The sequence below is a fragment of the Caballeronia sp. LZ001 genome (assembly GCF_031450875.1).
Lineage (GTDB): Bacteria > Pseudomonadota > Gammaproteobacteria > Burkholderiales > Burkholderiaceae > Caballeronia.
The window spans coordinates 229,176-251,507 of the sequence record NZ_JARTVX010000004.1 but is presented as its reverse complement, the minus strand read 5'-3'; the positions used below and the strand labels follow the sequence as shown (position 1 = coordinate 251,507).

The window sequence follows — 22,332 nt, the reverse complement described above, 5'->3', positions numbered from 1 at the left end:
GCGCGTTTCGAGCAATCGACGCGCCGCTGCAAGCGGCTCGTGACAGCCGTCCAACTCATTGAACCGGTTGAAAAATTGGCATCGAACAACGCAATCCGCATCCGCGGCGCTCGGCAACACAATCTCAAGAATCTCGATCTCGACCTGCACACCGGCCAGATGACGGTTGTCACCGGCCCTTCCGGTTCGGGTAAATCGAGTCTCGTGTTCGACACGCTTTATGCCGAAGGCCAGCGGCGCTATGTCGAAACCTTCAGCGCCTACGCCCGGCAGTTTCTCGACCGCATGGACCGGCCGCAGGTGGATCGCGTGGATGGAGTGCCGCCCGCCATCGCCATCGACCAGACGAACCCGGTGCGCAGCTCGCGCTCGACCGTCGGCACGATGACCGAACTGAACGATCACCTGAAACTGTTCTACGCCCGCGCCGCAGAACTGTTCGACAAGAAGTCCGCGCTGCGCGTGCGTCATGACACGCCGGAAACCATTTACGCCGAACTGCTCGAGCGCACGCGCACGGACGACCCGCGTCTCGCGATCACGTTCCCGGTCGAATTGCCGGACAGCGCAAGCGATGACGAAGTTGCTCAATGGCTTTCCGCGAGCGGCTATACGCGCGTTCAGGCGAAACGTCACATCGAAACCGAAAGCGGCAAGCGCCAGTTGCTCGACGTCGTCGCGGACCGTTTTCGCCTGCACAACACCGAACGCTCGCGCGCGCTCGAAGCGATCGAAAGCGCGCTCTTGCGCGGCACCGGTCGCGTGAATGTGTACATGCTGAAGGACGAAGGCGAGCCGGAAATCTGGCGCTTCTCGACCGGTCTGCATAGCCCCGAAAGCGATCTGCGTTACGCGGACCCGCAGCCCGCGCTGTTCTCGTTCAATTCGGCCTACGGCGCGTGCGAAGCGTGCCGTGGTTTCGGCCGCGTGATCGGCGTGGATTTCGGCCTCGTCATTCCCGATGAAAAGAAGACGCTGCGCGAGGGCGCGGTCAAGACGCTGCAAACGCCCGCGTGGAAAGAAAATCAGGACGATCTCGTGCGCTACGGCGCGAAGGCGGGCATTCGTCTCGGCGTGCCATGGAACGAACTCACGCAGAAGGAACGCGACTGGGTCATCCACGGATCGCCCGACTGGACCGGCAAGTGGCAGAACCAGTGGTACGGCGTGCAGCGCTTCTTCGACTATCTAGAGTCGAAGGCGTACAAGATGCATATCCGCGTGCTGCTCTCGAAGTACCGCAGCTATACGACGTGCCCGACATGCGACGGCGCGCGTCTGAAGACCGAATCCATGCTGTGGCGTCTCGGCACGAAGGAGCAGGCCGATGCCGTGCTCGCGCCGGCCAGTCGCTTCATGCCGAAGGGCGTCGACTGGACACGCGAGCAGCTCGAAGCGCTGCCCGGTCTCACCGTGCACGATCTCATGCTGATGCCGATAGAGCGCATCCGCCGCTTCTTCGATTCGCTCACGCTGCCCTCGACCTTGCTCGATGAAGCACTCAAGCTCTTGCACGCCGAGGTGCGCACGCGTCTGAAGTATCTCTGCGATGTCGGGCTCGGCTATCTCACGCTGGACCGGCAGAGCCGCACGCTGTCGGGCGGCGAAGTGCAGCGTATCAATCTGACGACCGCGCTCGGCACTTCGCTCGTCAATACGCTTTTCGTGCTGGATGAACCGAGCATCGGGCTGCATCCGCGCGATTTGAACCGCATCGTCGAGGCCATGCATCGTCTGCGCGATGCGGGCAATACGCTCGTCGTCGTGGAGCACGATCCATCGGTGATGCTTGCGGCGGATCGTCTCATCGACATGGGTCCGGGGCCGGGTGAACGCGGCGGGCAGATCGTCTATGACGGCACGCCGGGCGATATCGAGTCGAGCGACACGCTCACCGGCGCCTATCTCGGCGGCCGCAAGCAAGTGGCGCACGCGTCGAACTGGAATCGTCGCGCGACCGACGCGAAGACGCCGCGTCTCGTGCTCGAAGGCGCGAGCGATCACAACCTGCAAGACGTCACGGTCGAGATTCCGTTGCAACGTCTCGTCTGCGTGACAGGCGTATCGGGTTCGGGCAAATCGACCTTGATTCAGGACGTGCTCGCGCCCGCGCTCATGCGTCACTTCGGCAAGGCGACCGAGACGCCGGGCGCGTTTCGCGCGTTGAAGGGCGCGGAGCAACTGAGCGATGTGGTCTTCGTCGATCAATCGCCTATCGGCCGCACGGCGCGCTCGAATCCGGCGAGTTACGTCGGCGCGTTCGACGAGTTGCGCAAGCTCTTTGCGAAAGCGCCGCTTGCCGCACAGCGCGGCTATAGCGCAAGCATGTTCAGCTTCAATTCCGGCGATGGCCGCTGCCCGACTTGCGGCGGCTCGGGCTTCGAACACGTCGAGATGCAGTTTCTGAGCGACGTCTATCTGCGGTGTCCCGATTGCGACGGCAGGCGTTATCGCGCGGAAATCCTCGATGTGAAGATCGAGCGCGGCGGCCGGCATCTGAGCGTGGCGGACGTGCTCGAACTCACGGTGAGCGAAGCCGTCGAGCTGTTTGCGAATGATGCGGAAGTATTGCGCGTGTTGCAGCCTATCGTCGATGTCGGCCTCGAATACGTGAAGCTCGGTCAGCCGGTGCCCACGCTTTCGGGCGGCGAAGCGCAGCGCCTGAAACTCGCGGGTTTTCTGGCGGAAACCGCGTCGCCCGCGAGCAAGAGCGAAGCGAAGCACGGCCGCCTCTTCATGTTCGACGAGCCCACCACGGGCCTGCATTTCGACGACATCGCCAAGCTCATGCGTGCGCTCGGCCGTTTGCTCGAACGCGGGCATTCCTTGATCGTCATCGAACACAATCTCGACGTGATTCGCGCGGCCGACTGGATCATCGATCTCGGTCCGGAAGGTGGCGACGGCGGCGGTCAGGTGGTATGTGTCGGCACGCCGGATGAAGTGGCCGCGTGCGAGCATTCGCACACGGGTCGCGCGCTCGTCGATTATGAAGAAGCGATGGCGCCCGGCGCCGCCGACAAGCGCGCGGGCGTGCCGCTGCAACTGGCCGCGGAAGTGGCGAGCGCGCGCCGTGCTCTGCAGGGCGAGGACGTGGTGCGTATCGTGAATGCGCGCGAACACAACCTGAAGTCGCTCGATGTCGATATCCCGCACAACAAATTCAACGTGGTCACGGGCGTGTCGGGCTCGGGCAAATCGACGCTCGCCTTCGACATTCTTTTCCACGAAGGTCAGCGCCGTTACCTCGAATCGCTCAATGCGTATGCGCGTTCCATCGTGCAGCCCGCTGGCCGGCCGGAAGTCGATGCGGTCTATGGCATTCCGCCGACCGTGGCAATCGAACAGCGTCTTTCGCGCGGCGGCCGCAAGAGCACCGTCGCGACCACGTCGGAAGTGTGGCACTTCCTTCGGCTGCTCTATGTGAAGCTCGGCATACAGCACTGCGTCAACGACGGCACGCCGGTGCAGGCGCAAAGTTCGGAGTCGATAGCCGCGCAGATTTTGCGTGACTACAAAGGTCAGCACGTCGGCCTGCTCGCGCCGCTCGTCGTGAATCGCAAGGGCGTCTACACCGATCTCGCGAAATGGGCAAAGGCGCGCGGCAACTCGCATCTGCGTGTGGATGGCGAATTCCTCTCCGTCGATCCGTGGCCGAAGCTCGATCGTTTCCGCGAACATACGATCGAACTGCCCGTGGCGGACCTCGTGGTATCGGCGGATAACGAAGCGGAACTGCGCCGCCTGCTGGACGATGCGCTCGAACTCGGCAAGGGCGTGATGCATTTGTGCGCGCCGCTCGACGATCTGCACGGCGCGTTGTCCAATGGCAAGAAGCGCGGCAAGGAAGAGACCATCGTGTTCTCGACCAAGCGCGCATGTCCCACTTGCGGCACGAGTTACCCCGAACTCGATCCGCGTATGTTTTCGTACAACAGCAAGCACGGTTGGTGCAACACATGCGTGGGCACGGGCGTGAAACTCACGCGCGAACAGCGCGCCGCATTCGACGATACGGTCTTCGCGCAGGACGATCGCGGCCGCGAACAGAGCATCGGTTCGGTGGATCAGGAACCGGACGATATCGTCGATCAACCGTGTCCCGAGTGCGAAGGCACGCGTCTGAACGACGTGGCGCGCGCCGTCACGTTCGGCAATTATCCGATCACGGAGGTCGGTCGCTGGACCGTGACCGACACGCGCGAATGGATCGCGGCGCTCAAGCTGCAAGGCCGCGATGCGGACATCGCGCGCGATGTCATCAGCGAGATCGAAGGGCGTCTGCAATTTCTCGAGGAAGTGGGCCTCGGTTATCTGAGTCTGGATCGCGCCGCGCCCACGCTGTCGGGCGGCGAAGCGCAGCGCATCCGGCTCGCGGCGCAGCTCGGCAGCAACCTGCAAGGCGTGTGTTACGTGCTCGATGAACCGACCATCGGACTGCATCCGCGTGACAATCTGATCCTGCTGTCCGCGCTCAAGAAGCTCAACGACAAGGGCAATACGCTCGTCGTCGTCGAGCACGACGAGGACACCATTCGCCGCGCGGATCACATCATCGATATCGGGCCGGGCGCGGGCAAGCGTGGCGGCACGGTGGTCGCGCAGGGCACGGTGTCGGACCTCGCCGCGCACAAGGACTCGCTCACGGGTCAGATGCTCGCGAACCCGATCGTGCATCCGTTGCAGCCGCGTCGCGAAGTGCGCGCGGCCGCGGGCAAGCGGCCCGCCGTGCCCGAGCAATGGCTCACGGTCGAAAAGGCGACGCTGCACAATCTGCGCAACGTGACGGCGAGCGTGCCGCTCAATCGTCTGGTCGCCATCACGGGCGTTTCCGGTTCGGGCAAGTCCACGCTCGCACGCGACGTGCTGATGACCAACCTGCTCGATGCCGTCGGCCGCTCGGTGCTTTCGTCGCCCGCCGTGCGACGCGCGCGCCGCGCCGTGCAGACCGATGCGCCCGCGAAGTCGCGCGCTTCCGTGCTCGCGCGCGAAGCGCCGCGCCCCAAGTTCGATGTCGTGCACGCGTGGCAAGGCTGCGCGGGCGTGACCGGCTTCGAGTCGATCGATCGCGTGCTGGAAGTGGATCAGACGCCCATCGGCAAGACGCCGCGTTCTTGTCCGGCTACGTATATCGGCATGTGGGACACCATCCGCAAGCTTTTCGCCGATACGCTCGAAGCCCGCGCGCGCGGCTACACGCCATCGCGTTTCTCGTTCAACACCGGCGACGGACGCTGCCCGGCGTGCGAAGGCCAGGGCGTGCGCACTATCGCCATGAGCTTCTTGCCGGACGTGAAGGTGCCGTGCGATGTTTGCCACGGCCAGCGCTTCAATCCGGAGACGCTTGCGGTGACTTGGCGCGGCAAGAATATCGGCGAAGTGCTGACCATGGAGATCGACGAAGCCGTGGAGTTCTTCGCGTCGATGAACAGCATCGCGCATCCGTTGCAGTTGATGAAGGACGTGGGCCTCGGTTATCTCACGCTCGGCCAGCCGTCGCCGACGCTCTCGGGCGGCGAGGCGCAGCGCATCAAACTCGTCACCGAGTTGTCGAAGGTGCGCGACGACGTCACGCGGCGTGGCCAGAAGCCGCCGCACACGCTCTACGTGCTCGACGAACCGACGGTCGGTCTGCACATGGCCGATGTCGCCAAGCTGATTCGCGTGCTGCATCGGCTGGTGGATGGCGGGCATAGCGTGATCGTCATCGAGCACGATCTCGATGTGATCGCCGAAGCGGACTGGGTGCTCGATCTCGGACCCGAAGGCGGCGTGAACGGCGGCACGATCGTCGCGGCGGCGGACCCGGAAACGCTGGCGAGCCATCCGCGCAGTCACACCGGAACGGCGCTGCGGCCCGTGCTCGGTCGAACGCGCGCGACGGAAGACGCGGCCTGAAAATCGCGATCTGGCGCGGGCTTGCAGTCAAGCCCGCGCCGTCGCATTGGGTGGAGCAATCATGTCTCAAGCCATTTCGGATCTGAACACGCTGCTCGCTTCGATGCGTCCCGAGCTTCAGCCCGGCGTCTATGTGTTCGCGTCCCTGCCGCACGATGCGGTGGTGAGCGGCGCGGGCATCGTCGCCACGTTCCGTGAACGCGAAGGCATGACCGTCGTGATGGAGGAAGCGGCGGCGCAAGCGGCCAACATCGCGCCGTTGTTTCGCGCCGCGTGGATCACGCTCACGGTGCATTCGGACCTCGCCGCGGTCGGGCTGACGGCTGCGTTCGCGCGTGCGCTCGGCGACGCGGGCATCAGTTGCAATGTGCTTGCGGCGGCTTATCACGATCACATCTTCGTGCCGGTGGACCATGCCGGGCGCGCAATCGACACCCTCTTAGCCTTGCAGCGAAGTGCTGATAAGCTTGCGCCCTCGTCAAACCCGCCAACTCGATAGCACAGCATGGATACGCAGGATAAAGCCGTCGCGCTCAAGCGCATGAAGTGGTTCGCAGCCGCGCTGCTCGTCGCGGCGGGCGCGCTTTTCGCGCTCGCCAAAAGTCAGCACGATGCCGGCGCGTGGGCGTGGGTCTCGTCGTTCGCGGAAGCCGCGATGGTCGGCGCGCTCGCGGACTGGTTCGCGGTCGTCGCGCTGTTCCGGCATCCGCTCGGCGTACCGATTCCGCATACCGCCATCCTTCCCGCGAACAAGGCGCGGGTGGCGGACAACCTCGCCGCATTCGTGCGCGACCGCTTTCTCGGCACCGATGCGCTCGTCGCGCGCGTCAACGCCTTCGACCCGGCAAGCCGCCTGTCGCTCTGGCTCGCCGAGCCCAAGAACGCCGCGTTGCTCGGCAACAAGGCAGTGACGGCGGTCGGTCAGTTGCTGTCCCTGATCGACGACGAGCGTGTCAAGTCGATGCTTCACGAAGCCATCCGCCGCCGCGCCGAGCAATTCGATCTCGCGGGCGCGGCGGGCGAAGTACTGTCGACGCTGACGGAGGATCGCCGTCATCAGTTGCTGCTCGACGAAGGCCTGAAGCAGATGGCCGCGTGGCTCGACAAGCCCGAAGTGCAGGAGATGCTGGCGGCGCGCATCGTCGGCGTGGCGGGCGAGGAGTATCCGAAGCTCATCGGCATGCTGGGTTTCGTCGGACTGAACGCGGAGGAACTCGGCGCGAAGTTCGCGGCAGGTCTCGTGCGCGGCGCGAATCAATGGCTGCACGATGTCAGCGAGGACCCGGAACACGAGCGTCGCAAGGCTTTCGACGAAGCGGTCGCGCGCTTCATCGAGCGTCTGAGGAGCGATCCGGCGTTCAAGTCGCGTATCGACGACCACAAACGCGAGTGGCTCGCGCGGCCGGAGTTGCGCGGCTACGTGAGCGGTCTTTGGGACGAGTTCATCGGCTGGCTCGACGCCGATCTCAAGCGCCCGGACTCGACGCTGCACGGGCGCGTCGTGGCGGTGGCCGGCAGCTTTGCGCAGGCGCTGGGCGGCGATCCGGCCTTGCGCGATTCGATCAACGAACACATGCGCGACGCGCTGAAAGCGCTTGCGCCGGAGTTGCGCGAGGGGATCGCGAAACACATTGCCGCGACCGTCAAGCAATGGGACGACGCCACGCTCGTGCGCGATGTCGAGCTGAATATCGGCCGCGATCTGCAGTTCATTCGCGTGAACGGCACGCTCGTGGGCGGCGCGGTCGGGCTGCTGATTCATGCGGTAACGGTTCTTACGGCCTGACGCTTTATCGCCGCTCCACGCTCAGACGCCCGGCGGAGCGCCTGCCGCCGGCGTCATCGATGGTCACGGACAAGCCGGAAGTGAGCGCTATTTCCAGCAACGCGTTGCGGTTCGCGTCGGCGTTCGCGGCGGTCCGCACGCGCCACTCCATGCCGTCGGGTGTCTGGAGCACGTAGCTCGGCTGGTCGCCGGCGCAGTTGGCATCGATCAAGCGCGTGACATTGCCCGTTTTCGTGCCGGCATGACGTTCGTCACCACAATGAAAACTGGGACTGCCCGCGCGCGGCAGGCCGACCGCGACGCCGGTTACGACGGAATTGACGTCTGCGGTGATACTGACCGGCAACCCCCACGCCAGCGCGCGGACCAACATGTGGTGGCGGTGAGGGCAGATCTTCGCGTTCATTTGCACGCAATATTGGCGGCCGTCCCACGCGCGCAAAAGGTAATTGACTCGATCGAGCGTGTCGTAATCGATTATGCGAGTGAGAAAGCCGGTACGCGTTTCGGTCAGCCTGAGACTGAAACAGATCAGCGGCGGCGTTTCTTCGGCGAGATAAGTGCCGATTGAAAGGCCGGTGATATAATGATATTCATTGCCATATACGGTAAGTGGCAGGCCGGCACCCACTGCCATTATCATTAACCCGAGTTTTTCAGCGTCCGGTCGCCGTTCCAGACGAGCGTGATAACGCGCGCCATCCACGCTTTTTAGAACGATCCCGAGCGTGTCGCAGGTTTCGGTATCGATTATCTCTTCGATGAAACCTGTACGCGGAGTATTGCCGAGCGGCTCGGCCGTGCACTCGATATTCGGACCGAAGCGCCGTGAGCCGATCGAAACGCCCGTGACGTAATAATCCGCGCTGGCGCGAATAGTCACCGGCAAGCCCGATCTGAATGCCATGAGCATCAGCATATGGCGATTGCGGTTATCATCCGGCGTCATTTGCGCGCAATAATGCGAACCGTCGGGGCAGCGCAGAATATAGCCGAAGGTTCCGAGGCTGTCGGCATCGTCTATCTGCACGATGAGTCCGGTCCTGACGTCGTTCAGCAGGTTCCATTTGAAGAGCGAGGTCTCGGATAACCGCGTGTGTTTCAGGCCTACGGAAACAACGTCAATAAATCGTTGGCAATTAGCATTGATCGATACCGGCAAGCCAAGCGCCATTGAAAGCTGCAGTAATGCGTTTCGGTAGGGGTGATCGAGTTTATTCAATAACGCGCAATAATGTGTGTTCTCGCGGGTGTTAAGCACGTAGGTAACGCAATCAGAATCCGCATTATCGATCGACCGGATAATCGAGCCGCTTCGGGTATCCATGAGAAAGGACTCGGCCTGCCCATTGACCAGCGCATTTCTTGGTTTTCGGAATCGCATGACTGCCTCGAGAGCGGGCGGTTGTGAAATGATCGGCTTTTGGAAGCGCAAATGGGAAACTAAACCAAATAAGCGTGTAGACGCTTCACCGCAATTTCATTGCGATGCTGTATCGGCTAGAACGAAGGTTTCTAAAGAGAGTAGGAAGTGACACGAATTTAGATAAACAATTTTTCGGCGTCAATTATGGTTTCGCCTTTTTTCGGGGGGTGTGCATGGGTGGGTAGTCATTTGCAGATGCATTTGAAGACAAGTTGAATATCACTCGACTGAAATCCTGCTTTTTCGCATCTATCGCGTTTAAAAGACGCCGGACAAAGCACGCAGTCGCGAACAATTAGCGCTGCAGCATTGCGCGAGCCGGGAGAGAATGCGAACTTGCACGCGCCAGCGGCCCTTCCGGAAGCTCATGCCCAATTCAAACACCGAACTCATCGAGCGGTTCTACCGCGCCTTTCAGGAGCGCGACGCCGAGGGGATGGCCGCGTGTTACGCGCCCGACATCCGCTTTCAGGACCCCGCGTTCGGCCTGCTGCACGGCCGTGAGGTCGGCGACATGTGGCGCATGTTGCTCGGCCGCGCGGCGGATTTCTCGCTGACCGTGGATGAAATCCGCTCGATCGGGCAGACCGCGAGCGCCGTCGCCATCGCGCGTTATACCTATTCGGCCACGGGCTGGCCGGTCGTCAATCGTATCGAGTCGCGCTTTGCTATCCGCGATGGCTTCATCGTCGAACACATCGACACCTTCGATCTCTGGCGCTGGAGCCGTCAGGCGCTCGGCGCGAGCGGTTTGCTGCTCGGCTGGACACCGCGAATGCGCGCGACGATCCAGAAGAAGGCGCGGCGCGCGCTCAGCGATTATCGGAACAAGGCGGCGACATGACGCGTATCGAAGCGAATCGGGACGCGCCTTTCGACACCGCGCATCTGGAAGACGAATGGCTCGAACCGGATGCCTTCGGCGGCTTCGCGTCGGGCACCGTCGGCACGTTGCGCACGCGGCGCTATCAGGCGTTGCTGCTCGCCGCCACCGCGCCGCCCGCCGGGCGCGTCGTGCTGGTGAATGGCGTCGAGGCATGGCTCGATGTAAACGGAAAGCGCCACGCGCTCACGATGCAACGCTACGCGCCCGACGTGCTGTACCCGGACATCTCCGCGAGCCTCCTCTCCTTCGATACTTCGCTGTGGCCCACGTGGCGCTTTCGCATTGGCGACGAAACGGTGGCGAGCGCGGAAGTGTTCGTCGTGAAGGACAGCGGCGAGACGGTGCTGCGCTGGCGGCTCGAAACGCCCGTGCCGAAAGCCACGCTCGAAGTGCGGCCGCTTCTTTCGGGCCGCGACTATCACGCGCTGCATCACGAGAACGGCGCGTTTTCCTTCGATGCAACCGTCGACGTGGAGCGTGTGCATTGGCGTCCGTACGCCGATCTGCCGGCTATCGGCGCGACGTCGAACGGGGCTTATCGGCACGCGCCGGACTGGTATCGCAACTTTAGCTATGCGCGTGAGCGCGACCGCGGTCTCGATTTCACCGAAGACCTCGCCGCACCCGGCGTCTTCAGCTTCGATCTCGTACGCGGCGATGCGGTGCTGATCTTTCATGCCGACACCGGCCGCGAACAGGCGCACGAGGGCAATGCGGTAGCGCTTGCCACCCGACTCGCCACGCGAGAGAGCCAAAGGCGCGCCGCGTTCGGCTCGCGGCTCGCGCGTTCCGCCGACGCCTATATCGTGGATCGCAACGTTGGCAAGACGGTCATCGCGGGCTATCCGTGGTTCACCGACTGGGGCCGCGACACCTTCATCTCGATGCGCGGTCTTCTGCTCGCGGCGGGCCGTTTCGCCGATGCCGAATCGATTCTGCTCGAATGGGCCGATACGCTCTCGGACGGCATGCTGCCCAACCGCTTCCCGGACGGCGGCGGCATGCCCGAATACAACTCGGTCGATGCCTCGCTGTGGTTCGCCGTGGCGGTGCACGATTACCTGGCGACGGGCCACGCCAGCGCCGCGACCGCGAGCCGCCTGCAACACGCGGTCGATTCCATTCTCGAAGGCTATACGCGCGGCACGCGCTTTGGCATCGCGGCGGACGCGGACGGTCTGTTGCGCGCGGGCGTCCCGGGCGTTCAGCTCACGTGGATGGACGCGAAGGCGGGCGACTGGGTGGTGACGCCGCGCATTGGCAAACCGGTGGAAGTCGAGGCGCTGTGGTTCAACGCGCTGTCGATAGCAAGCGCGTGGAATGCGCGCTGGACCGCGCCGCGCGACGCTGCGCGCGCGGCTTTCCTCGCGCGCTTCGTCGATCCCGACACACGCGCGCTGTACGATGTCGTCGATGCCGATCACGAAGCCGGCAAGCTCGATCGTTCGATCCGCCCGAATCAGATCTTTGCGCTGGGCGGTCTGCCTTTCGCGCTCGTCGATGGCGACATCGCTCAAGCCGTGCTCGCGCAAGTGGAAACCCAACTGCTGACACCACTCGGCTTGCGCACGCTCGCGCCGGCCGACCCGGCGTATCGTCCGCGTTATGCGGGTGGCGTGTTGGAACGCGACGGCGCCTATCATCAGGGAACCGTGTGGCCCTGGCTGATCGGGCCGTTCATCGAGGCGTGGATTCGCGTGCATGGCGCTGCGGGCGCGCGCGAGCGCTTCATCGCGCCGCTCGAAGCGCATCTGGACCGGTACGGTCTCGATCATCTGTCAGAAGTCGCCGACGGCGATGCACCCCATACGCCTGGCGGCACACCTTTCCAGGCGTGGTCGCTCGGCGAATTGCTGCGCATAGAAAAGCTTCTGACCGAAACACGCTAAATTACGAGTCTTGCCCGCGGCATCGAACGCCGCTCATCAGGAGAAATATCCATGCCGAAATCGCGCGCCGTCAATCAGATCGACACCGTCGAAGGCTCGCGTCTGCATTCGAGCGATTGCCCGCGCTGGCAACGCTGGGGACCGTATCTGAGCGAACGGCAATGGGGCACGGTGCGCGAGGATTACAGCGATAACGGCACCGCGTGGGATTACTTTCCGCACGATCACGCGCGCAGCCGGGCGTATCGCTGGGGCGAGGACGGCATCGCCGGATTCGGCGACGACAAGCTCAACTGGTGCGTCTCGCTCGCCTTGTGGAACGGCGCCGATCCGATCATCAAGGAACGGCTTTTCGGGCTCACCAACGAGCAGGGCAATCATGGCGAGGATGTGAAGGAGCTGTACTTTTACATCGACGGCACGCCGACGCACTCGTACATGCGCATGCTCTACAAGTATCCGCATGCGGCGTTTCCTTATTCCGATCTCATCGAGGAAAACGCGCGGCGCGGCGCGGACAAGCCCGAATACGAAGTGCTCGATACCGGCGTGTTCGACGATGGCCGCTACTTCGACGTGCAGGTGGAATACGCGAAGCACACGGCGGACGACATCGTCATGCGCGTGAAAGTGGAGAATCGCGCGGACTGCGCCGCTACCATCGACGTAATGCCGCAGATGTGGGCGCGCAATACGTGGTCGTGGAAGAAGGTGTCCGATAAACCCTCGCTGAAACTTCAGACGGTGAACGGCGTGACCTATGTCGCGGCGGAACACGGCGCACACGAACAGATGGTACTCACGGCATGGTCGCCGGATACGCCCGATGTCGAATGGCTCTTCTGCGAGAACGACACCAACGTCAAGCGTCTTTTCAACATGGAGGGTCCGGGTCCGTTCAAGGATGGCGTGAACGACTACATCGTCCACGAGGACGAACACGCGATTCGCCGCGACACCGGCACGCGCGCGACGGCTCGCGCGCATCTCGAGATCGCGCCATCCGGGACGGCGACAGTGTTCATGCGCTGGCGTCCCGAATCCGCGCCCGACACCGTGCCGCTCGATGCCGACGCGCTCTTCGCGCGCCGTATCGCGGAAGCCGACGAGTTCTACGGCGCGTTGCAGCACGACATCACCGACGCCGATCAGCGGCTCGTGCAACGTCAGGCGCTCGCTGGCATGCTGTGGTCGAAGCAGTATTACCAATTCGACGTTACGCGCTGGCTCGACGGCGATCCGCTGCAACCTACGCCGCCGCAATCGCGCCGTCGCGGGCGCAATGCGGAGTGGCGGCATCTGTGCAACGCGGACATCGTGTCGATGCCGGACAAGTGGGAATATCCGTGGTACGCGTCGTGGGATCTCGCGTTCCACGCGGCCGCCTTCGCATTGATCGATCCGGAGTTCGCCAAACGCCAGATGCTGTTGCTCGTGAAGGACCGTTATCAGCATCCGAATGGCCAGTTGCCCGCCTACGAATGGGCTTTCGGCGACGCCAATCCGCCCGTGCACGCGTGGGCGACGTGGCGCGTCTACGAGATCGACCGCGCGATCACCGGCAAGGGCGACCGCGACTTCCTGGAACTCGTGTTCCACAAGCTGCTGCTCAACTTCTCGTGGTGGGTCAACCGCAAGGACGCCGACGACCGCAACATCTTCCAGGGCGGCTTCCTCGGGCTGGATAACGTCGGCATCTTCGATCGCTCGTCGCCCCTGCCGACAGGCGGTCATATCGATCAGGCCGATGGCACCGCATGGATGGCCGCGTACGCGCTCGACCTCATGCGTATCGCGCTCGAACTGGCCTACGCGAACAAGGTGTTCGTGGATATCGCGGTGAAGTTCTTCGAGCACTTCCTGTATATCGCGGAAGCCGTGAGCTGCGAGGACGACTGCGACACGGGTTTGTGGGACGGCGAGGACGAGTTCTTCTACGACAAGCTGCGTCTGCCGGACGGCTCGAATGTACCGATGCGCGTGCGGTCCATCGTCGGGCTCATTCCCATGTTCGCCGTGCACGTGCTCGAACCGAACGTGCACAAGGCGCTGCCGGGACTGCGCGACCGGCTGCACTGGTTCCTCGAACATCGGCCGGATCTCGCGCGGCTCGTGTCGCGCTGGAATATCGCGGGGCAGGGCAATAGCGTGCTGCTGTCGCTGTTGCGCGGGCATCGCATGAAGGCGCTGCTCAGACGCATGCTCGACGAAAGCGAGTTTCTTTCCGACCACGGCGTGCGCGCGCTGTCGCGGGTGCATCGCGACAATCCGTTCGTGTTCTATCACAACGGTGACAGCTTCTCGGTGCAGTATCTGCCGGCCGAGTCGAACTCGCGCGTGTTTGGCGGCAACTCGAACTGGCGCGGGCCGATCTGGATGCCGGTGAACTATCTGCTGATTGCGTCGCTGCACGAATTTCATCGCTATTACGGCGATGATTTCCGCGTGGAATACCCGACCGGCTCGGGACAAAAGTTTTCGCTGAAACAGATCGCCGACGAACTCGCGCGCCGTCTGACCACGCTCTTCTTGCTCGACAAGAACGGCGAACGTCCGGTGATGGCGGCGTATCCGCAACTCCAGGCGGACTCGCGTTCGCGCGATCTCGTGTTGTTCCACGAATACTTTCACGGCGACAACGGACGCGGCGTGGGCGCATCGCATCAGACCGGCTGGAGCGGGCTCGTCGCGTTGCTGTTGCAGCCCTTGGCGATGGGACCGTCAGGCGTCGTGCCGCTCGCCGGCGAAACCGATGCCGAGGTGCAGGAGTTTGCCGGCGCCAAGTAACGGTCCGTCATCGTCGCTAAAAGTCAACCTCTGCCATCCGGCTGATAGTTAGGAAAAGTCGTATATCGCTTGCGTCTCCATCTGCGTAAGTTTGCGAAAACGCAAACTTGAGGACGGTTTGGAGATAAAAATGAAACAAACTACGCAAGGATATTCTGTCAGCGGCTACCAGACCGAATGGGGCGCCGCAACCCGCCAACGGACCGAGAATCAGGACAGTCCGCCCTACAAAATGGTCGTGGTGGTGTTCGCGGCGGCCATGCTGGGCGGCGCTTATGTGTCGGCCACGCTGCAAAGCATCGCGCTCGGCTGGATGGCGGGCGTCGGCATTCTGGGCGCGCTCGGCGCCGTCATTCACCGCTGGTGCACGGGTCCCGATGCGCTGGAGCGCCGCCTGAACGCACGCGCCCGCGCGCGTCACAACGCGGTGGCCCGGTGCGGCATCAACTTCGATCTCAAGCAGCAGCGCTCTGGCGGATTTCGTTCGCGGAACTCAGCAACACGGGAATGGACTTCGAAGTCGGCGTCCCGGCACCATCAGCAGTGGACGACAACGGCACTAGCGGGTTGGTCTCAGGATAGTATGCGCCCAGGCATCCACGAGGAATGTCGTACGCAACGAGGGTGAAGCCGTCCACCTGGCGCACGACATCGTCATCCCAGACACTCGTGATATCCACGAGGTCGCCCGGTTCGAAGCCGAGCATGTCGATATCCTCGCGGTTCGCAAAGAGCACACGCCGCTGTCCGTACACGCCACGATAGCGGTCGTCGAGTCCGTAGATCGTCGTGTTGTACTGATCGTGCGAGCGCGTGGTCATGAGCGTCATCAGGCGCTCGCCGTGCAGGGCGCGGGCGCGGTGAATCGGCGTATCGACGGCAATGGGGTGCACGATGAACTGCGCCTTGCCGCTCGGCGTCTTCCAGACGCGCTCGCGTGAAGCCACGCCCAGATGAAAGCCGCCGGGTTGCTTCAACCGCTCGTTATAGCGCTCGAAGCCCTCGACCACTTTTTCTATGCCGTCGCGAATCAGCGCGTAGTCGTTCGCGTGCGCGAGCCAGTCCACCTTGCCCGAACCGAGCGTCGCATGCGCCATGCGCGCGACGATCGCCACCTCGGAAAGCAGATTCGGCGAAGCGGGCTTGTTCATGCCATACGAGATGTGGACCATGCTCATCGAGTCTTCCACGCTCACGCCTTGCGCCACGCCGTTCTGCATGTCGATCTCGGTACGGCCGAGCGTCGGCAGAATGAGCGCGTCGCGGCCATGCACGAGATGGCTGCGATTCAGCTTGGTCGTGATATGCACGGTGAGGTCGCACGAACGCATTGCTTCCCAGGTGCGCGGCGTGTCGGGCGTGGCGATCGAAAAATTGCCACCCAGGCCGATGAACACCTTCACGCGGCCTTCGAGCATCGCGTGAATGGATTCGACCACGTCGTAACCGTGCTCGCGCGGCGGCTCGAAGTCGTATGCCGCGCCGAGTTTGTCGAGAAACGCCTGCGTCGGCTTTTCCTCGATACCCACCGTGCGATCTCCCTGCACGTTCGAATGGCCGCGCACCGGGCAAAGCCCCGCGCCGCGCCGGCCGATATTGCCGCGCATCATCATCAGGTTGGACAGCAACTGCACGATCGGCACTGAATTCTTGTGCTGCGTGAGGCCCATGCCCCATGTCGAGATGACGGCGCGGCCTTGCGCGTAGATATCGGCGAGCTTCAAGATTTCGTCGATGGCCACGCCCGATTCCGCGACGATCATCTCCCAGTTCTCGGCGCGCAAGTCGGCGGCGAAGCTGTCGAAGCCAACCGTGTGTTGCGCGATGAAATCGACATCGAGCACGCGGGCCTGGCCATTGACGAGCGCGGCATCGTCGAGTTCGATCACGCGTTTCGCCACGCCCTTGATGAGCGCGAAGTCGCCACCCACTTTCGGGCGGATGAATACGGAGCTGATCTTCACGCCCTTGGGCGAAAGCATGTCGAGTGTGTGCTGCGGGCTCGCGAACCGTTCGAGGCCGCGTTCTTTCAGCGGATTGATCGACACGATGGTCGCGCCACGTTTCGCGCAGTCGCGCAACTCGCCGAGCATGCGCGGATGATTGGTCGCCGGATTCTGACCGAAGAGCAGCAGCGTGTCGGCGTGTTCGAAGTCGTCGAGCGTCACCGTGCCCTTGCCGACGCCCACGGTATGCGGCAGGCCACGGCTCGTTGCCTCGTGGCACATGTTCGAGCAGTCGGGGAAATTGTTCGTGCCGACCATCCGCACGAAGAGCTGGTAAAGGAAAGCGGCTTCGTTGCTTGCGCGGCCGGACGTATAGAACGCGGCCTTGTCCGGATGGTCCAGCTTGTTGATGTGCGATGCGATCAACTCGAACGCCGCGTCCCATTCTATCGGCACATAACGGTCGCGCTTGGCGTCGTAGACAAGCGGGTCGGTTAGGCGGCCATGCTGTTCGAGTTCGTAGTCCGACTGCGCCATCAGCGAAGTCACCGTGTGCTCCTCGAAGAACGCGGGCGTGACGCGCTTCGCCGTGGCTTCGGCGGCAACCGCCTTGACGCCGTTTTCGCAGAATTCAAATGTCGATGCATGCGCCCGGTCCGGCCACGCGCACCCGGGGCAGTCGAAGCCATCCGGCTGATTCTGCTTGAAGAGCGTCCGGTAATTGCCGCCCGCGACCTTCTCCTTGACGAGATTGATAGCCACCTGTTTGAGCGCGCCCCAGCCTGCGGCGGGGTGCGAGTACGGTTCGATGCGAGCTTCGGGCTTCTTCATGGTGTGGCGTGTCGACGCACAGGACGATTCGGTACGTCGATCCTACTGTTTCCCAAATGGCGCGCGGCGCACAGAAAACGTGAAATAGGAGGGATACAGTTGGTAGACTGAACGCCCTCCTTGTTTCGACACGACCGCCGCCGTGACCCTCTACGAAAAGCTCGCCGATGAGATCGAAGCCGCCGTGCGCCGTGGCGTGTTCGCGCCGGGCGAGCGCATTGCGTCGGTGCGGCAGGCGAGCCAGCAGCACGGCGTGAGCATCAAGACCGTGCTGCATGCCTATGCGTTGCTCGAAGGCCGCGGCGTGCTGGAAACGCGTCCGCAATCCGGCTATTTCGTGCGCGCCAGACCCAAGGCCGAAACGCCGCGTGACGAGACGAAGCGCCGCGCGCGTCCCGTGGCGGTGGCTTCCGAAGTGGACGTGAGCCGGCTCGTGCTTGCCACGCTGCGCAGCATCCGCGCGCACGACGCCGTGCCGTTCGGCTCGCCGTATCCCGATCCCGAGCCGTTCCCCTGGCGGCGCATCAACCAGTACGCGAACGCCATCGCGCGGCGGCACACGAGCTGGAATCTCATCGACGATCTGCCGCCCGGCAACCCCGAGCTCATCCGCCAGATCGCGCGGCGCTACGCGGAGAACGGCGTGAGCGTGGACCCGGCCGAAATCGTGATTACGGTCGGCGCGACCGAAGCGATCAATCTGAGTTTGCAGGCGGTCGCGAAGCCGGGCGATACCGTGGCCGTCGAGTCGCCAACGTATTACGCGATGCTGCACGCCATCGAGCGGCTCGGCATGCGCGCAATCGAGGTGCCGACGCATGCCGTCGATGGCATCGACATCGAGGCGCTGGCGCAGATCATCGGCAAAAGAAAGATTGCTGCTTGCATGGTGATGCCGAATTTTCAGAACCCGCTCGGCTTTCTGATGCCGGATTCGCGCAAGCGGCAACTCGTCGAATTGCTGAGCGAGCACGAGATACCGGTGATCGAAAACGACGTGTATCACGAGCTCTATTTTGGCGATGCGCGGCCTACGACACTCAAAAGTTTCGATACCAAGGGGCTCGTGCTTCACTGCGCGTCGTTTTCGAAGAGTCTCACGGCGTCGTATCGAATCGGCTGGGCGATGCCGGGACGTTTTCGCGCGCAAGTCGAGAAGCTCAAGTTCCTCAACACGCTGACCACGCCTTCGGTGCCGCAAGTCGCCGTCGCCGATTATCTTCGTCAGGACGGTTACGACCGGCATCTGCGCGGCGTGCGCAAGCTCTATCAGCAACAGGCGCGCATCATGCGTGCGATGGTCGAGCGCTTCTTTCCGGCGGGCACGCGCACGTCCGCGCCACAGGGCGGTTATGTGCTTTGGGTCGAATTGCCGGAGCGCGTCGATTCGATGCAGCTTTATCGCGCGGCGCTCGAATGCGGTATTACGGTCGGGCCGGGCTATATGTTCTCGACGCGCAATGCCTTCAGCCACTTCATTCGCCTGAACTACAGCTATCCGTGGACCGCGCAGAGCGAGGCGGCGTTGCAGCGTTTGGGCGAACTCGTCGGCGAAATCGATCGGCGCGCGGCACGAGACGACATAGAAAAGGAGACATAGATGAGCGATGACATCGATCCCATACTCGTCGCCGTTCTGGCGCAACTCTGGCGCGCGCGTCGGGAGAGCCCGGAGAAACCGTGGTCGCTTGCGAAGTTGGCGAAGCAGTCCGATTTGCCGATGAGCGCGTTGCGGCGGCAGCTTACCGGGCTCGCGGATGCGGGGCTGATCGAGATGACGATCACGGAAGAGGGCGCGGGAAGTGCGTGGTTGAGCGCCGAAGGGGTGACGTTGTGTGCGGCCGTGTTTGGGGCGGAAGGGTGAGGCGAACGCGGCGCTGGTCTTGTGAAAGCATCGAAATCCATTCATCCTAGGTAGCCACGCTCAATCGGTGCTTCACCTTGGACATCCACATCACCCTGCACGGCCGTCACGACCTCACGGGCCAGATCTACGGCCAGTTGCGCGCGGGCATCATCGAGGGGCGGCTTGCCGCTCATGCGCGCCTGCCGTCCACGCGCGATCTCGCCGCGCAGCTCGGCGTGTCTCGCAAGACGACGCTCGATGTATTCGATCGCCTGATCGCCGAAGGTTTTCTTCGCACTCGCGCCGGCGATGGCACCTTCGTCGCCGATGGCCTCACGCGTCTGCCCGCCGCCCGCGCCGAGCCGACCTCGGCGCGCGCCCGCGCCACCGGCATCTGGCGCAAGATGCCCGAACGCATGTCGATGCCCATGCCGCCCGCCGACATCACGCTCGACTGCGATTTCAAGGGCGGCGTGACCGACAAGACGCTTTTCCCCTTCGATGCCTGGCGCCGCTGCATCAATCAGGCGCTGCGCACGCAGGCGCGCACGGGCGGCGGCGTGGCGTCGTATCGCGATCCGGCCGGCGAACAGGAGCTACGGCTCGGCATTGCGCGCTATCTGGCGTTCAGCCGCGCGGTGGTGTGCAACTGGCAGGACGTCCTCGTGACGCAAGGCGCGCAGCAGGCGCTCGATCTGCTCGCGCGCGTGGTGGTCCAGCCGGGCGATGTCGTCGCGATGGAAGAGCCGGGTTATCCGCCTGCGCGCGCCATCTTCTCGGCGCTGCACGCGCGCATTGCGCACGTTCCCGTCGATGAGCACGGGATCGTCGTGGACAAGTTGCCGCGCAATACACGGCTCGTCTACGTGACGCCGTCGCATCAGTTTCCGCTCGGCATGCCGATGAGCCTCGCGCGCCGGATCGAACTGCTCGAATGGGCAGCCAAACGCGGCGCGGTGATCGTCGAGGATGACTACGACGGCGAGTTTCGCTTCGAAGGGCGGCCGGTCGAGTCGCTGAAGAGCCTGGATCATGCAGGGTTGGTCGCGTATGTCGGCACGTTCTCGAAGACGCTTTTTCCGGATTTGCGGATTGGCTACGTGGTGCCGCCCGCGACGCTTTCCGAGCCGCTCTGGAACGCGCGGCAAGTTTGCGATCTGCACGGCTGCATGCTCACGCAGACAGCGCTCGGCGCCTTCATGCTGGATGGCGAATATGCGAAACATTTGCGCCGCATGCACAAGGCGTATGCGCAACGCCGTGCCGCGTTGATCGCGCATCTGACGGGCGCTCTTGCGCACTGGTTCGAGCCGATGCCATCGACGGCCGGCATCCATCTGGTCACGCGGCTTTTAGAGCCGTGGCAGGAAGCGCGCGTGGTCGCGGCGGCGCGCGAGGCGCAAGTGGGGTTGTACGGCATCGCGCCGTTTTATGCGGGCAAGCCGCTCTTGCAAGGCGTGTTGCTTGGATATGGCGGGACGAGCGTCCCGGCTATCGAGCGTGGGTTGAAGCGGCTGGCGGGGGTTATGGCGGCGATGGGGGCGTAGGCGCTTGTTTGCGTATCGCGCAACGCGCTGTCGTCATGCAGACAACAGCGCGTGCGTTCACGTCATTGATCGCACAGCAACAACACCTTCTCCTGCGCGGTGCAACTTGCTTTCTTCATTTTTGGCGCGGCGCCATCCGTCGAACGCGCCGATACCGTCTGCGCGCCGCCTTGCGATTGCTGCGCGAGCGCCGCGCGCTTGGCGATGCACGACCGCAAATGCTTTTCAACCGGCGGATAGTATTTCCAGCCCTTCGTCAGCGGCGGCAGTTCGAGATGCACCTGTTTCCACTTCGGATGCCCGCTCGCCTGCAGCGTGTCGAAGTTCGTGCAGAGCGAATCGGCGAATTTCGACATCGCGCCGACGGTGCCGCGCAGACCGTAGTCATACGTCACGAGGAACGCCTTGACGGTGAGCGTTGGCGTGTCCTCCTGAATCCAGTTCGGATAGCTCGATGTGCGGATCGTCGCCGGGAAATACGTTTGCTTGGCGCGCGCGGTTTCAGGCGCGGCCGGGTCCAGACGCAACAGCTTGATCTGCTGCAGCAGTTCCGGGTTCATGTCCTGAAAGAGCTTGGCAGGCTGTCCCGCGACGATCACCGCGACGTCGATCTTGCGCACGATCAGCTTCGCGAGCGCGTCCTCGTTGCTATAGTGCTGCGCGTTCTGGTCGGCGATAGGTTCACCGAACATCAGCCGATACAGCGTCGCCGACGACTGCGCCGTGCCGCTTCCGAGCAGCCCGACGCTAATGTTCTTGTCCTTGATTTCCTGGATGTACTTGAGCGGCGAATCCGAACGCACGACGAAGTAAATTTCTTCGTCGTAAAGCGGCATGATGAGGCGCAGCGGCTTGATGATATTGCCGGCATCGGCGTTACCGGACGCGGCCATATCGACGTAAGCCTGATACACGTCCGACTGAACGAGTGCGAATTTCACGCCGGGTTCATAGCGCATGCGCTGCACGTTTTCCGCCGATCCTTTGGAAGAAAGCACTTCCAGTTCCATGCCGGCTGGGTCGGCCACGTACTTGGACAGGTCCTGACCGATCTGAATATACGTGCCGCGATCCGGCCCGGTAGTGATTTTGTAGGGCACGGCGTCGGCGGCGAAGCTCGTCCCCGTGACGCTTGCGAGACCGATTACGGCAAGGAGGGCGAGCGCACCTCGCGCGGCGTTCCGCATGATTTTCGTGGAGAACATGATTGACCCTCGATTCTTGAGTTGGACGGGTGCTGTGGAACACGCGCGATGCGAGAGTGTCGCATCGTGCGAAATCGGTTATGCGTTTCTGCGCGCGGGCTAGTTTTAGCCGATGCAGTTTGTTCTGGCGACTCTTTCCGTTCGCGAGATGCCGGGTTCTTTCCGGGCACGCTGTGCCAAAAAAGCTTTGTCTCCGTGAATGCTTTTTTCCTGATTTGCTTCGTTCTTTGGATGCTTGTTTCTTGCTCGCACACCCGCCGACGTGCGTCGTCTCTTCCGTCGAGT

At 63.0% G+C, this 22,332-nt stretch carries 12 protein-coding genes; 9 read left to right on the top strand and 3 right to left on the bottom strand.

Annotated features, from left to right (window positions below):
* Positions 1-75: 75 nt before the first annotated feature.
* The 3 genes from uvrA (at position 76) to P9292_RS11515 (ending at position 7,684) form a co-directional block, all read left to right on the top strand.
* Positions 76-5,898, top strand: coding sequence for an excinuclease ABC subunit UvrA (gene uvrA, locus P9292_RS11525; protein WP_309963986.1), 5,823 nt, complete (start codon positions 76-78; stop codon positions 5,896-5,898).
* Positions 5,899-5,959: 61 nt separating this feature from the next.
* Positions 5,960-6,397, top strand: coding sequence for an ACT domain-containing protein (locus tag P9292_RS11520; protein WP_250467332.1), 438 nt, complete (start codon positions 5,960-5,962; stop codon positions 6,395-6,397).
* 6 nt (positions 6,398-6,403) lie between these two features.
* Positions 6,404-7,684, top strand: a complete 1,281-nt coding sequence (locus tag P9292_RS11515; RefSeq protein WP_250467331.1) for a DUF445 domain-containing protein — start codon at positions 6,404-6,406, stop codon at positions 7,682-7,684.
* 4 nt (positions 7,685-7,688) lie between these two features.
* Here P9292_RS11515 and P9292_RS11510 read toward each other — a convergent pair whose 3' ends face one another.
* Positions 7,689-9,068, bottom strand: coding sequence for a hypothetical protein (locus P9292_RS11510; protein ID WP_309958999.1), 1,380 nt, complete (start codon positions 9,066-9,068; stop codon positions 7,689-7,691).
* Positions 9,069-9,477: 409 nt separating this feature from the next.
* Between P9292_RS11510 and P9292_RS11505 the strand changes: the two genes are divergently transcribed.
* The 3 genes from P9292_RS11505 to P9292_RS11495 are packed head-to-tail and all read left to right on the top strand — an operon-like array spanning position 9,478 to position 14,672.
* A complete protein-coding gene (locus tag P9292_RS11505) occupies positions 9,478-9,954 on the top strand; it encodes a nuclear transport factor 2 family protein (protein WP_309958997.1) in 477 nt (158 codons plus the stop codon).
* The gene (locus P9292_RS11500; protein ID WP_309958995.1) at positions 9,951-11,885 is read left to right on the top strand and encodes an amylo-alpha-1,6-glucosidase; all 1,935 of its coding nucleotides are present in this window, start codon (positions 9,951-9,953) and stop codon (positions 11,883-11,885) included. The genes P9292_RS11505 and P9292_RS11500 overlap by 4 nt, the downstream gene beginning before the upstream one ends.
* 51 nt (positions 11,886-11,936) lie before the next feature.
* Positions 11,937-14,672, top strand: a complete 2,736-nt coding sequence (locus P9292_RS11495) for an MGH1-like glycoside hydrolase domain-containing protein (RefSeq protein ID WP_309958991.1) — start codon at positions 11,937-11,939, stop codon at positions 14,670-14,672.
* Positions 14,673-15,127: 455 nt separating this feature from the next.
* On the opposite strand, the gene P9292_RS11490 is transcribed toward P9292_RS11495, so the two are convergent.
* Positions 15,128-17,449: an FdhF/YdeP family oxidoreductase gene (locus P9292_RS11490; RefSeq protein WP_309958989.1), complete on the bottom strand. Its 2,322-nt coding sequence runs from the start codon at positions 17,447-17,449 to the stop codon at positions 15,128-15,130.
* 142 nt (positions 17,450-17,591) lie between these two features.
* Between P9292_RS11490 and P9292_RS11485 the strand changes: the two genes are divergently transcribed.
* The 3 genes from P9292_RS11485 (at position 17,592) to P9292_RS11475 (ending at position 20,842) form a co-directional block, all read left to right on the top strand.
* On the top strand, positions 17,592-19,049 hold the full coding sequence (locus P9292_RS11485; protein WP_309958986.1) for a PLP-dependent aminotransferase family protein: 1,458 nt from the start codon (positions 17,592-17,594) through the stop codon (positions 19,047-19,049).
* Positions 19,050-19,313: a helix-turn-helix domain-containing protein gene (locus P9292_RS11480; protein WP_244829417.1), complete on the top strand. Its 264-nt coding sequence runs from the start codon at positions 19,050-19,052 to the stop codon at positions 19,311-19,313.
* A gap of 77 nt (positions 19,314-19,390) precedes the next feature.
* A complete protein-coding gene (locus P9292_RS11475) occupies positions 19,391-20,842 on the top strand; it encodes a PLP-dependent aminotransferase family protein (protein WP_309958983.1) in 1,452 nt (483 codons plus the stop codon).
* A 62-nt stretch (positions 20,843-20,904) separates the two neighbouring features.
* Here the strand turns inward: P9292_RS11475 and P9292_RS11470 are convergent, their stop codons facing one another.
* Complete coding sequence (locus P9292_RS11470) at positions 20,905-22,047, bottom strand: TAXI family TRAP transporter solute-binding subunit (protein WP_250467323.1); 1,143 nt, start codon at positions 22,045-22,047, stop codon at positions 20,905-20,907.
* Positions 22,048-22,332 lie beyond the last annotated feature (285 nt).

Coding starts and splice junctions, on each gene's coding strand:
- P9292_RS11515 (WP_250467331.1), top strand. CDS start 6,404: ATGGATACGCAGGATAAAGCCGTCGCGCTCAAGCGCATGAAGTGGTTC.
- P9292_RS11495 (WP_309958991.1), top strand. CDS start 11,937: ATGCCGAAATCGCGCGCCGTCAATCAGATCGACACCGTCGAAGGCTCG.
- P9292_RS11520 (WP_250467332.1), top strand. CDS start 5,960: ATGTCTCAAGCCATTTCGGATCTGAACACGCTGCTCGCTTCGATGCGT.
- P9292_RS11510 (WP_309958999.1), bottom strand. CDS start 9,068: ATGCGATTCCGAAAACCAAGAAATGCGCTGGTCAATGGGCAGGCCGAG.
- P9292_RS11490 (WP_309958989.1), bottom strand. CDS start 17,449: ATGAAGAAGCCCGAAGCTCGCATCGAACCGTACTCGCACCCCGCCGCA.
- P9292_RS11480 (WP_244829417.1), top strand. CDS start 19,050: ATGAGCGATGACATCGATCCCATACTCGTCGCCGTTCTGGCGCAACTC.
- P9292_RS11500 (WP_309958995.1), top strand. CDS start 9,951: ATGACGCGTATCGAAGCGAATCGGGACGCGCCTTTCGACACCGCGCAT.
- P9292_RS11505 (WP_309958997.1), top strand. CDS start 9,478: ATGCCCAATTCAAACACCGAACTCATCGAGCGGTTCTACCGCGCCTTT.
- P9292_RS11470 (WP_250467323.1), bottom strand. CDS start 22,047: ATGTTCTCCACGAAAATCATGCGGAACGCCGCGCGAGGTGCGCTCGCC.